Below are 13,496 nucleotides of genomic sequence, written 5' to 3'. Positions count from 1 at the left end.
GTTGCAAAGAGACTAAATAGTGTATATCAAAGTGGAAGAAGAGGAAAACTCTGGTTTAAATTAAAAAAAGTTGAAACACTTGACCTTGTAATTCTTGATGCCTATTGGGGATATGGAAGAAGAATGAATTGGCTTTCAGATTATATGCTTTATTGTTTATCAGAAGACAAGAAGATTTTTCTTCCACTTGGTAAAACTTTTAAAGGGTTAACTGATAAAGAGTTTGAATATATAACAAATAAATTATTAAAAATAAAAATTAAAGATATTGAAGGTGGGGTTAAAGTTAAACCTGAAATTGTTGTAGAGGTTGGTTTTGAAGATATTCAAAAAAGTAGAAAATATGAGAGTGGTTATGCTTTAAGATTTGCAAGAATTTTAAGGATAAGAGATGATAAATCACCAATTGATATTAATACAATAAAAGATATTGAGAGAATTTATAACAAACTTCATACTTTTTGATCACTTAAATTTAAGGATGAATTTTGGTTAAATTTTAAAAGATAGAGGCATAAAATTTTATAAAAATGGTATAGATTTTTTATAAAGAACAAGTAAAGTTCATATTTAACAAAAAATTTCAATCAAAACAGTGATATTGATATTTTAGTAATTTTAAAGGATAGAGAAATTGATTCTAGAGAAAAAACAGACACTCTTTTAGAATTGAGAAAATTAATTGGCTTTGTTAACCCTTTTGAAATAAATATAATTTCAGAAAATGAATATAATGAATGGTATTCAAATTTCATAAAAGAAAAAAATAGAAATTTTATTACATAAGATATCTTATCACTTTATCACTCCAATTATCACTCCAAAAATAAAAATCCAAATAATTTAAAATACTGTGTTATAATTAGAAAAATACAATTAAAATAATTGGAGGTAAATAATGAGAATATTCATTTTAATTATATTAATATTTATAATTACTACTTCAATATTTTATATCAATTCAAAAGTAACCTCTCAATCTAAGATTGAAATTTTTGGTTTTGGACCTTTATATAACGATGTCTGTTTGCCAAATGATGTTGGATTAGATGGTGAAAATAGGGTTTATATCGCAGATCCAGGCTATCCATATATTAAAGTATTTGATAACGAAGGAAAGTTTCTTTACAATTTTGGTAATTTTGGAAAAAAGGAAGGCTTATTGACTCTTCCCTTTGCAATTGATGTTGATAAGTATAATGGGAGAGTTGCTTTAATAGATTTAAAAAACTGGTTTATAGATAAAATAAATAGAGTTCAGATATTTAATTTAAGAGGAGAATTTCTATTTGAATTAAAAGAATTTAGATATAAAGTTTTTGGGATAAATGATGCAATAGAATTTGATAAAGATGGAAATATTTATGTTCTAACTGATAGTGATAAAGTTGTGAAAATATTTAATAAAGAAGGTAAGTTTTTAAAAGAGATAATTGATAAAAAAGATGTAATGGGGTTTAGAGATTTTGCTTATAACCCAAAAAATAATCAGATTTATATTATTTCTACGCCTCAAATAACAAATCAGAAAGTTCACATTTTTAATATTAATGGAGATTATATCACTAGTTTTACAAAATCGAATTTTTATTGGCCATCTGGTATTGATATTGATGAAAATGGAATTGTTTATATTACAAATTATGGATTAGGAACAATAGAAATTTTTGATTCATTAGGTAAATTTATAAAAACTATTTCTGGTCAAAATATTGTATCAGGTTATATTATGAGACCAGGAAGATTATCTGTTGCAAATGGAAGGATTGCAATAACAGATTCATTCAACAGCAGAGTTATTGTTATTAGTTATGACGGTAAATTAATTCATCAAATAGGAACACCTAAAAATCAAATTGATTTATTTCTAAGCCCTACTGATGTTGAAGTTGATATAAAAGAGAATATTTATATTGTTGATTTTAACAAAATGAAAGTAAGTGTATTTAATAAAGAATTGAAACCCGGATTTTCTTTTGGAGGATTTAGTGAGACAAACAAAATAGGTTCTTTGCTGTGGCCTTGGAGTATATATTATAGTACAGATAATTCTCTTTACATAACAAACAGATACTATTTAGGAGATTTTGGTATGATTAGAAAGTTTAACACCAAGGGTGATGAATTGATGAGATTTGGTAGTCCTGGAAATAGTCAAAATCAATATAGTAATCCATCGGGCATCTGTGCAGATAAGATTGGTAACTTATACATAGCAGATTATAGGAATTCTAGAGTTCAAAAAATAAAGGCGAGTGGTGAATTTATAAAAATATTTGAATTAAAAAATGAAACATTTAACCCAATCGATGTCGCAGTTGATTCAAATTTTAATTTATATGTATGCGATCTTATTAATAGTAGAATTTTAGTTTTTGATAAGGATGGGAATCACATAAAAACTCTTCATGAAAACGCTGTATCAATATATATTGATAATTTAGATAGAATATGGATAACTAATCCTGATATTGATAAAGTACCTATTAGAGTAATAAATACAAATGGAAATTTGATTAAAGAGTTTGGAATGATCGGTGGCCCTATAACTTTAAGAGAGGGTTTAAAAAACATAAATGATTATCAAAAATTACCTCAAGAATTTTTCCTACCATCAGGATTAGTAGTAAAAAATGATTTTTTATACATTGTAGATAGCGGAAATAAGAGAGTAAAAAAGATACCTTTAAATATGATTTTTCAAAATCTAAACATAGATATAATATCCCCAAAAGATAATGAGGTAATTTATGATGATTTTATAAAGTTTTCATGGAATATAAAAGAAGATTTTGGAAATATCTTTTTTGAATTTGAAATTTCAGAAGATGAAAATTTCAATAAAATAATTTATAAAGAAAAAATTTCTAATATTAAATATATTGAATTAAATTTAAAAGATATTAACTTCATAAAAAATAAAATATATTATTTTAGAATAAGAGGTGTTAATGACTTATCTTATGGAGATTGGTCAAAGGTACAAAAATTTAAATTTGAAGATATAATTCCACCGAAAGTTCCAGATTTGTTTAATGCATTTAAAAAAGATAATTTAATAAGGTTAGAATGGTCAAATGCTTCTGAAGGTACTTTTCCAATTTTAGGATATGAGATTTATAAAGGAGAAGATCCAACTAAAATGTATTTACTTAAAGTGCTAAATAAAGAAGAGACCTTTTATTTAGATTCTGATTTCGAATATAATAAAACCTATTATTATTCAATAAGAGTATTTGATAACTATGAAAAAAGGAATTATTCAGATTTTTCAAAAGTTATTTCAATTATCATAGAAGATTTAAAACCTCCTGAAATATTTGTTAATATTCCATCAGAAACAAATGAATCAGAGTTAACTATTGAAGGAAAAGTAGTTGATGATTTAAGTGGTATTAAAGATAATGCTATATATATAAATAAAAAAAGAATAGATTTGGATGAAGAGAATAAATTTAAATATAAATTATTTTTGTATGAAGGTATTAATGAAATAAATATAGAAATAATAGATAATGCTCTTAATAAATTAACAAAACAATACAAAGTTAAATATAGTAAAAAATTTGTTATAATACTCCAAATTTCTAGTTCAGTTATTTATATTAATGATATTCCTCAAAATATAGATGTTGCACCTCAAATTATTGAAGGAAGAACTTATCTTCCTATTAGATATGTGGTTGAACCAATTGGAGCAAAAGTTGATTGGTTTGCAAATGAGAAAAAGGTTACAATTTCTCTTAAGGAGACAAAGATTGAATTATGGATAGGAAAAAATAAATCTCTAGTCAATGGTTTAGAGAAACAGATAGATCAGAGTAATCCAAAAGTTGTACCTTTGATAATTAATGGAAGAACAATGCTTCCTTTAAGGTTTATTGCGGAAAGTTTAGGATGTAAAGTCGAATGGGATGGTGTTTATAAAAAAATTACTGTTACTTATCCTTATCCATAAAATTTAAGATGATTATAGGTATTGGTATAGATATTATTAATATAAAAAGATTTGAAAAAGTTATAAAAAATAATCCTGAGATATTGAAAAGAATTTTTACTGAAAATGAGTTAAATTTATTTAAAAATTATAAAAATAGTTATCTACATTTAGCAGGAAGATTTTCACTTAAAGAAGCGATTATAAAAGCAGGTAAAAACTATTTAAAAATCAAAAGTTTTAAAGATATTGAGATTTTAAAAGATAATGATAATAAACCTATATTGATTAAACCTCAGGGTAATATCTCAATTTCTATTTCACATGATGGAGATTATGTAATATCAATAGCAATTATTGAAAAATAGATTGAGTCTCTGCATCTTTTTCTCTTAACTTTCTAATTATGAAGGAAGCAACATCTATTCCTTTCGTACCTCTTCCAAATGTTGCATCTATTCCAACTTCTTTTGCTGTATCCTGAGATAGTTGTGTTCCTCCACCAATTATTATAATTTTCTCTCTAATTCCTTTTTCAATAGAAGTATCATTTAGTTTTTTTAAGTTTATTTTATGAACATTTCCATGTGTTACAGTAGTGGAAGCAAGTATAACCTTTGCTCCAACTTCAATTGCAGCATTTACAACTTTTTCAGGTGGAACACTTGTGCCAAGGTAAATAACTTGAAAACCCCATTTTTCAATTCCACCATGTTTTATATCAATTATTTCTTTTAAACCAACATTATGTTCATCTTCACCTAGAGTTGCAGCAACACATTTTATTCCACCTCTTTTTTTAATTTCTTCAATTATTTCTTCATCTTTAAGCGGTTTAATTTTTTCTGGAATCTTTATTTCTGCTTCTTTTATAAAAAATGGTACTTCTCCTTTTATTTCAATATAACTTCCCTCTGCTGGATGGAGAACTTGTTGATGTATCACCTCCACATTTAAAAGCCCTAATTTTTTTCCTATTTCGATTGCTGCATAAGGTGCTTTTTCTTTATCTATTGGTAGAAACATTGAAACAAGTATAACTCCATCATTTTTCCATTGAACCTCTGGTTTAAACATTCCTTCATTATCATATGATTCATTTTTTTTAAGTCTTACCTCTACATTATCATCAGGATCAAGTTCATCAATATAAACGATTTTTTCTCTTTTACAAAATGTACAACCATCTATTAGATCACATGGTTTATTTAAGCCATCTGGTAAATTGTTATATCCATAATGATGACAAACTGGTGCAAGATAATCTTTTGCTCTTTTTACTACTGTTCCAGCTTCATCACCTTCATTTTGAGGTCTTTTTATTCCATCTCCAACTCTTTCAGGATAATAACCTGAATCAACAAAGAATCCCTTTTCAAGAGCATTAAAATATCCACCTACTTCAATTATTTCTTCTAAAAATAAAATTGCTCTTTCAAGAAGTTCTCTTTCTTTTTTCTTTTCATATTCATCATCACTGATTTTTACAACTTTTTTGAGCCCATCTGCTGCAATTAGAGTTTGCTTTGCAGTATTTATTGCATGAATTGAGTTATAATGCCATGGAACATTTCTTCCTTCATCTGGAGTTATAGTTGATTGAATATCTGCTGAAGTTATTCTTGAAATTAAAGCATTTAAAGTATGATTTACTGTTGCTTCTCTTGTACAAGATTCAACATATTTTGTATTCATTTGTGCTCTAAACCTAAAACCTTTAAAAACCTTTCTTAACAAATTTGCATAAGGTATATCTAATCTTAAAGCAGGAAATGGTGAAACATCTGGTGGAACAGTTGAAAGAGCAATATAATCTCTTTTCATACCGATTTTCAAAGAAAAAAGTGAATTTATAGCATGTTGAACTAAAAGCTCTGGCATAACTTTATACCCAAACTTTGCAGTTGCATTTGCATTATGAGCTCCATCTATTTGAAGCATTTTGAATTCTGACATTATTTTTTTACTAACACCAGCATCAACAAATGACCTTACTGGATTTATGTTTCTATATAAAATATTATATTGAGGGTCTTGATGAGCTCCATTAACTCCCTCTTCAGCAAATAAAACTGCTATTTCAGGACCTGCTATTCCAGAAACATAAGAGTGTAAATTTATTTCTCTTCCAACCTCCTCTTCTATAAGATCAAGTGCCTTTCTTGTAGCTCTAATTTGTTTTCTTGTTATTGGAATTCCACCAACACCTTCTGGTGTTCCTTCAATTAATCCGTCAAAATGACTTTGACCTAAAGTTCTAATAACCATGATATGGTCTGCACCGTGCCAGGCTGCCATTCTCATTCTTCTAATGTCATCTTCAAATCTACCTGAAGCGATTTCAACTGTAATTGTAATATCAGGTTGAGGGTCAATATATTCCATTTGTCTAGAAGCAGGAAGTGGAATTGAATTTTTAAGAGATTCACTTGTTTCAAAATATTCAAGATTTAAAAATTTTTGTTTATCTAATTTTTTTCTAAAAGTCCAACCAAATCTTTTTGGTTTATAATTTTGAAGATCCTTTAAAATTTCTTTTATATTAATTTTTTCATTCGGAGAGAGCATCTTTATTCCTCCTATAATAATTTAAAATTTCGTCCCATCCGATTCCTTTTGCTAATTCTTTTCCTGCCTCTATATAATTTTTGTTTTTTAATTCGCTGTATAAAAGAACTATTCTTCCTGCACCATGTGATAATAGATTATTCTCAACCATATTTTTTACAATATCTTTTGCTTCAATGCTTGAAAACCCCATTCTGAGTAAAACACTTCTTTCAATTGAAGGAGATGTATGTGTGTAAGATAATTCTACAAGTGGGTCAACAATTTTTTCTGTAAGTTTCCAAAAATATTCAATTAATTCTTCTTCACTCATATTTTTAAGATGCTCCCTTCTTTTTTCAAAATCATCTTCTCTAACCATAAACTTTCACTCCTTTCTCAAAAAGATATCTCTCCACAAAATCACTTTCTTTTTCATTTATCTCTTCTTTAAGAAATTTAAGATCATCTTTTGTTATTTCATTTAAATTTTTTATCGCATTTTTTAAATATGATCTCTTTATCTCATTTAAATCGACCTTTTCATATCTTAGTTCACTAACATCTTCCGGTATTGCAATTTTTTTACCTGGCAAATTTTCTTCTGGCTTACCTTTTACAACTTCAATACCCATTTTTTTTGCAAATGTTAGTTGAGCAAATGGATGTTTTCCTGCACCAGTATACTCTGTTTCTTGAACAACAATTATCTTATCCTCAGGAAGTTCAATTGCAAGTGGAATTGCTGCAGCAAGGGATGTATTTCCAGCAGGGCCTCTTTCAAGTCCTTCAACTTGTGCAAGAAGAATTGTTGTATAAAAAACTTCTCCTTGAGATACAATTAAGTAATCATCAATATATCTTAGAGGTCTTGCTGCGTTTCTTGGAACATCAGTTCTATCTGGTTTAACCATAAATGGTACTCCAAAGCCTGTATGACCTGTAGTGAATGATTTTTTATTAAAATCATTATCAGATGCCATATGAAGACCTCTTAAATCAACAGATACACCTATAACTTTTGAATTTTTTGCACCTCCTAAAAGAAGACCTCTTTTAGTTCCAGTAACATTTCCACCACCTGCGTGAGTAACTAAAACATAATCTGGGTATTTCCCATATTTTTCTTTAACTTCTAATGCTATTTCATAACCTAATGTTTCAATTCCTTTTATTCCATATGGAGTATAAAGTGATGCATTAAAATAACCTGTTTCTTTTAAAATAAGAAGTGTTGTATAAAAAAGTTCTGGTCCAACAGTCATCTGCCAAACTTCAGCACCATAAGCCTCACATGCTCTCCCTTTTTCAAGAATTTCAGGTTGACCAATCCATTTTGAATCAAATACTTCCTGAACTATTATTGCTTTTAAATTCATTTGTGCTGCTTGAGATGCAACTGCTGCTCCATAATTTCCACTTGTTTCTGCAACTACTCCTTCATAACCTAATTTTTTTGCATGATAAATTGAAAGTGATGCTCTTCTTGCTTTAAATGAGCCAGAGGCATTATTTGCTTCATCTTTAAGTAAAATTTTTGCACCAAAACCCTTCTTTGATAATTTTTTAACTATTTTATTAATATTTTTTAATTCATAAAGAGGAGTTCCTCCAACTTTAAATTCTCTTTGAATTTTTGAAATTTCACCAATATCATAAGGGACTGAATCCATAAGAGCGTCATAATTAAATGAAATATTTTTTATTTCAAATTTATCATATTCAATTCCCGCAAGAGATTTCTTCATTATTTCGCTGCTTTTTTTCAAAAATTCTTCAACCTTCCCCATATTTTAATCCTTAAGATATTTTTCTTTTATTTTTTTTCCAATATCAATTAATTCTCTAATTGGTTCTCCAAAATTATGTGTATACTCTTTTGTCAAGCCAAGAAGAATTCCTTTTAATTTTCTTCCAATGGGAGTTTCAATTTCTACTTCTTTGCCTATCTCTCCATCGTGGGTAAGATAACCTCTGATTTTTCCTTCATATGGAACTTTCTTTGTATCATCAGGTAGGTTTTCTGCTCTTTCATCTGGATTTAATAGAGTTTTTTTTATTTCAACATAATCTCCTTTTTTAAGGATCATAATCCCTCCTTCTCATACCAAATTGAAATTATATGGAATAAATTTAATTTTGTCAAACTTGTTTTATTCGTATCTTAATGCATCAACTGGACTTAAATTTGCTGCTCTTTTTGATGGAAAATATCCTGAAATTATTCCAATAATTATAGCAAACATTATTGCAAATATAATTAAATAAAATGGCGAAATAACATTTAATTTTACACCTTGAGTAATGAAGGGTGAAATTATTGTTATTATAGTATTCAAAATAAATGATAAAATAACTCCACCAATACCACCAAAAAATCCTAAAGCAGCAGATTCAATTAGAAATATCAAGAGAATATCTTTATTTGATGCACCTATTGCTTTCATGATTCCTATTTGTCTTGTTCTTTCATAAATTGACATAGTCATAGTATTTATTATTCCAACACCAGCAACTATAAGAGAAATTGCTGCTATACCTCCTAAAATGAATTGCAATATTCTAAAAACATTTGAAATGGCATTTATCAATGTTTGAATTGAAAAAACTGTATAACCCATATCTTCTAATTTTTGAGTGACATAACTTACACTGTTAACATCTTTTACTTTTACAATCGCTCTTTGATAACCATTAAGTTCTGGATTAAGATTTGAGTTAGTTACCCAATCTCTTATCGAAATAATTGTATCGATTGGAACATATACATTATAATCTTCTTGTGTTCCTTTTGATTTTAATATTCCTATAACTTTAAAGGAATATGTTTTTGTTTCTATTTTTCCATCTTTTATTCTTTGTAAAGTTATTTTAAAATTTTTTCCTAAAACATCTATTTTTGTTTCTTTTTCACTATTTTTATCTAGAAAAGTTTCTCCAAACTTTGCTCCAACAATTAAATAATATTTATCGTTTTTTGTAAAATATCTCCCTTTTTCTAAATCTCCTGCAATCTCTTTTATTTTATTTACTTCAATTCCAATAAAAGTTGATATGCTATAAACTTTTCCTCCCTCAATTTTAATTCCAGAATATTCATAAATAGGTGATACTGCAACAACACCATTAATTCTTTCAAAATTTTTTAGAGCATCTCTATTTATTATCTTTATTTCGGACATAGAAGAAGTGCTTCTCCTATTAAATGGGTTTCTTCCTCCAAATCTAAATGAAATAGGATAAACTGTTAGAGTTTTCAAATCTCCACTACTTTCAATTTGTTCAACAACACTTTTATTTAATGCAATTGAAATTGAAATTAGTGTTACTATTGCAGCAACACCAATTAAAACCCCAATTGAAGTTAAAATTGTTCTTGTTTTAGATCTTGCTAAATTTCTTTGAACAATTGTTATTGTATCTTTTAATCTCATTTACTTAATTATTCCAAAAAGTTTTAATATAAATCTCCATATCTTTTGCCATATTGTTAATCTTGGATTATTATTTTTTGATTCATTCACTACCTCTTTTTCAACTAAAATTTTAAACTCTTTTTTAGTCTCATGGATGTTGTTAGAATCATCTACATATTGAATGATTAATTCACCACTATAATTTCCTTCTTTATCAAGTTTTACATCAAATTCATATGTATCGTAATTTCCACTTTCAAGAGTACCAATAAATTTATCACCGTTATTAACAGGTAAACCCTTTAGAAATAAAATCACTCCTCTAATTGGATAATTTCCTGTATTTCCAATTTCGCATGAAATAGTAAATGTCTCATTTTCTTTAACTTTTTCTGGACATGAAAAGTTAAATATAGAAATAATAGGTTTCCTCAGAACAATAACTCCAATAGTTGATGTGGTTTCATAAAAATTTCCGTTTATATCTTCATATTTTATTGAAAGAAGCAAATTATAAGTTTTTGATTCTGCATCTGGTGAGACAAAAAATTTGATTTTATTTCTAATAGAAGCACCACTATTTATTAAATTATTTTTGTTTATATTTGTGGAGAAAACTGGAGAAAAAGGATAAAGAGAGTTTGTGTTCTCTAATCTTTCAATTTTATGTGTTATATTATATGCAGTTTCTTTAGAAATGTTTGTAATTGTATAATCAATTTCAAAAATATTTCCTGGATTAACTATCTCAGGGCTAATTTTATAATTTGATAAAATCAAATTTAAACTTTTTTGTGGTTCAATCTTTTTAACAATTATTCCAAATTTTTGTAGTTCAGAAAATTTTTCACTATTTTCATAAATTATATTAATATTCAAATTATATAAACCCTCTTTTGCATCAGAAGATACTGAAAAATTAATATTTATTTTCTTTCTCTCACCCTCTTTTAAATCACCAATAAAAATAGTATTACTAGAATCAAGAATAGTAAATGGATACAAATCTTGCGAATTCCCCACTCCATTAAATTGTAATTTTAAACCTTTTGCAGTTTCTTCTCCTATGTTAAAAAGTGAAATATACAATTTAAAATTTTTTCCAATTTCCACAATTTTTGGTTCAGTCATAATATTTTCTATCAATACATTTGGTTTTATTTTCTCTTGTTTTTTATTTACAAAAATTCCAACAATTTCTTGACTATAATAATTTAATTTTTCATCATCTTCATAATTAAATTCAACAACAAAATTATAAACACCACCTTTAATATTTTCATCTACATTAAAAGAAAATTTCACATTTTTACTCTCTTCTTTTTGTATTAAATTTATATAAATTACATTGCTGAACTCTTTGGGTGAGAAGTATAAAAGAGTATTTTGTCCTTCAATTTTTTTAATTTCTATTTTAATATTTTTTGCATCCTTGCTGCCAATGTTTACTATATTTAGATTTAAATCGAAACTTTCACCATTTGCAACAGGGTTTGGAAAATAATTAAAATTTTTAATTGTTAAAATTGGTTTATTCTCAACCTGATTTTTACTTAAAGATATTTTTATAAAAGAAAAAATAAATATTATTATTAACAGACTGATCAAGTTTTTTTTCATTTAATTCCTCCTTAATTCTTCGATTGTTTCAATTAATCCATCCTTTATATGTATAATTTTATTTGCATATTCAGCAACTTCTCTTGCATGAGTTACAATTAAAACAGTTTTTTTAAAATTTTTATTTATATTTACAAATTCTTCCATGATACTTTCCCCAGTTTTTGAATCAAGATTTCCTGTTGGTTCATCTGCCAAAATTATTTCAGGATCATTAGCCAAACTTCTTGCGATTGCAACTCTTTGTTGTTCCCCTCCTGAAAGTTCAGAGGGTTTATGCTTTAATCTATCTTCCAATTTAAATTTTGTTAAAATTGAAATTGCTTTCTCTCTTCTTTCTTTGATATTTTTATTAAAAAAGATCATAGGTAGTTCAACATTTTCAAGTGCATTAAGAGTCGGTATAAGATTATAAGATTGAAAGACAAATCCTATATATTTTCTTCTAAAAATCGCAAGTTCATTTTCGTTTAATTTTGTTAAATTTACTCCATTTATAAAGACTGTTCCTTTTGTTGGTCTTTGGAGTCCACCAAGGACATGAAGAAGAGTAGATTTTCCTGAACCAGATTTTCCCATTATTGCAACAAAATCTCCTTTGTCAATTTTTAAATTTACTCCTCTTAATGCAGGGACAATTACTTTTTCAAGATAATAATTTACAATAAGATTTTGAGTTTCAATTATTGTATCCATTATATTTCATTATACAATTTTAAAAATAGTTTGTTACAAAAAAATGATTTAGATCAAAAAATTATTTGAAACTTTTTAAATAGTTTTGAGTTTATAAAATAGAGGAGGTGAAATTTAATGAGAAAATTATTTAACAAAAGAGCATCAATAATCTTTATTATAATTTTAATTATTATTGTTGGATTAATATTATCTAGTGTTTTTCTTTCAAAACTTTTACCATTTTTTGGAACAATGAGAAAAAATTCAACTATTCCTGAATATGGTATAAATAATGAATCTCTTATGCAAACTAAAAGTACAGAAGAAAATGCTCAATATAAAACTCAAACAACTTATTATGAAACTGGTTTGAAATTGATAAAAAAAGGTAATGCAAACATTGAAGTTGAAAAAGGCAAATTTTACGAAACGCTTAACAAGGTTATTTTACTTGCAAATCAATTCAGTGGGAGTTTAATTAATTCACAAGTTTATGAAGAAGATGAAAAAAATTCTGGTTATTTGACTTTTATGATACCTTCAAAAAACTTTAATGATTTTGTTAATAAATTGAATGAAATTGGTAAAATGAAAAATTTATCAATTTCAACTCAAGATGTAAGCGAAGAATATTTTGATCTTGAAGGAAGAATAAAAATTCTTGAATCACAAAGAACTCTTCTTTTATCATGGTTGGAAAAGGCGAAAGAGATTAAAGATTTACTTTCAATAAGGACCGAACTTCAAAATATTGAGACAGAAATTGAAAGAATAAAAGGGAGGATGAATTATATTAATTATCATAGTGAATATTCTGAAATATCTATAATGATTACAGAAAAAGAGGAAGTCGTTCCATTTTGGAAAAAATCTGAAATTTTAAAAAGAGTCATAGAAGGCTTGATTTTTGCATTAAAAAGCATAATAAATTCAATTATTTTTATGATAATTTTTTTAGCATTCATTTTGCCCTGGGCATTTTTAACATATCTTTTTTATTTTCTAATTAAAAAATATCTATTGAAAAAGAAATAAAATAGTTAAATTTAGGTATAATTAATTTATTATGGAAAAAATTGAGATGAAATTAGAGAGAATTGGAAAAATTGCAATGCTTTTAGCTCTTTCAGACGAAGAAGAAGAAAAGGCTATTAAAGAAAAAGCAAAAAAAGTTAGGATTAAAGTAGCAGTTACTGTAGTAGCAGGTCTTGCTTCAAATGTGAGAGAGAGTTTTGTTAAATCTATAATAGGATGTGCTATACAGAATAATATAATAGAAAAACATCCGGTTCCAACAC

General features: G+C 26.8%; 12 protein-coding genes and 1 pseudogene. 6 read left to right on the top strand and 7 right to left on the bottom strand.

The window, feature by feature from the left end; all coding sequences use genetic code 11:
- From N3D74_06240 to acpS, 4 genes and pseudogenes are all read left to right on the top strand, one after another.
- Positions 1-465 (top strand): hypothetical protein (locus tag N3D74_06240; protein ID MCX8095767.1); only part of this gene is annotated, 465 nt, incomplete at its 5' end.
- Positions 466-576: 111 nt separating this feature from the next.
- Positions 577-786 (top strand): annotated as a pseudogene (locus N3D74_06235) (hypothetical protein).
- 112 nt (positions 787-898) lie between these two features.
- On the top strand, positions 899-3,958 hold the full coding sequence (locus N3D74_06230; protein MCX8095766.1) for a stalk domain-containing protein: 3,060 nt from the start codon (positions 899-901) through the stop codon (positions 3,956-3,958).
- A gap of 8 nt (positions 3,959-3,966) precedes the next feature.
- A complete protein-coding gene (acpS, locus tag N3D74_06225; protein ID MCX8095765.1) occupies positions 3,967-4,305 on the top strand; it encodes a holo-ACP synthase in 339 nt (112 codons plus the stop codon).
- Here the strand turns inward: acpS and oraE are convergent.
- The 7 genes from oraE to N3D74_06190 all read right to left on the bottom strand — a co-directional run bounded on the left by oraE (position 4,292) and on the right by N3D74_06190 (position 12,216).
- The gene (oraE, locus tag N3D74_06220; protein MCX8095764.1) at positions 4,292-6,505 is read right to left on the bottom strand and encodes a D-ornithine 4,5-aminomutase subunit OraE; all 2,214 of its coding nucleotides are present in this window, start codon (positions 6,503-6,505) and stop codon (positions 4,292-4,294) included. The genes acpS and oraE overlap by 14 nt on opposite strands.
- Positions 6,489-6,866 carry an ornithine aminomutase subunit alpha gene (locus N3D74_06215; GenBank protein MCX8095763.1) on the bottom strand — a complete coding sequence of 126 codons (378 nt, stop codon included), beginning with the start codon at positions 6,864-6,866 and terminating at the stop codon, positions 6,489-6,491. The genes oraE and N3D74_06215 overlap by 17 nt, the downstream gene beginning before the upstream one ends.
- A complete protein-coding gene (ortB, locus tag N3D74_06210; protein MCX8095762.1) occupies positions 6,859-8,274 on the bottom strand; it encodes a 2-amino-4-oxopentanoate thiolase subunit OrtB in 1,416 nt (471 codons plus the stop codon). The genes N3D74_06215 and ortB overlap by 8 nt, the downstream gene beginning before the upstream one ends.
- A 3-nt stretch (positions 8,275-8,277) precedes the next feature.
- A complete protein-coding gene (gene ortA, locus N3D74_06205; protein MCX8095761.1) occupies positions 8,278-8,574 on the bottom strand; it encodes a 2-amino-4-oxopentanoate thiolase subunit OrtA in 297 nt (98 codons plus the stop codon).
- Between the two features lie 63 nt (positions 8,575-8,637).
- Positions 8,638-9,918, bottom strand: coding sequence for an ABC transporter permease (locus N3D74_06200; GenBank protein ID MCX8095760.1), 1,281 nt, complete (start codon positions 9,916-9,918; stop codon positions 8,638-8,640).
- Positions 9,919-11,520, bottom strand: a complete 1,602-nt coding sequence (locus N3D74_06195) for a hypothetical protein (protein MCX8095759.1) — start codon at positions 11,518-11,520, stop codon at positions 9,919-9,921.
- A complete protein-coding gene (locus N3D74_06190) occupies positions 11,521-12,216 on the bottom strand; it encodes an ABC transporter ATP-binding protein (GenBank protein MCX8095758.1) in 696 nt (231 codons plus the stop codon). It abuts the gene before it with no gap.
- Positions 12,217-12,333: 117 nt separating this feature from the next.
- Between N3D74_06190 and N3D74_06185 the strand changes: the two genes are divergently transcribed.
- Both N3D74_06185 and N3D74_06180 read left to right on the top strand, forming a co-directional pair.
- Positions 12,334-13,233 (top strand): DUF4349 domain-containing protein, encoded by a 900-nt coding sequence (locus tag N3D74_06185; protein ID MCX8095757.1) that lies wholly within the window; start codon positions 12,334-12,336, stop codon positions 13,231-13,233.
- Between the two features lie 46 nt (positions 13,234-13,279).
- A partial coding sequence (locus tag N3D74_06180) for a hypothetical protein (GenBank protein ID MCX8095756.1) occupies positions 13,280-13,496 on the top strand: 217 nt, incomplete at its 3' end.

It is taken from the genome of Caldisericia bacterium (assembly GCA_026414995.1).
Lineage (GTDB): Bacteria > Caldisericota > Caldisericia > B22-G15 > B22-G15 > JAAYUH01.
This window is presented reverse-complemented; position numbering and strand designations above follow the sequence as displayed.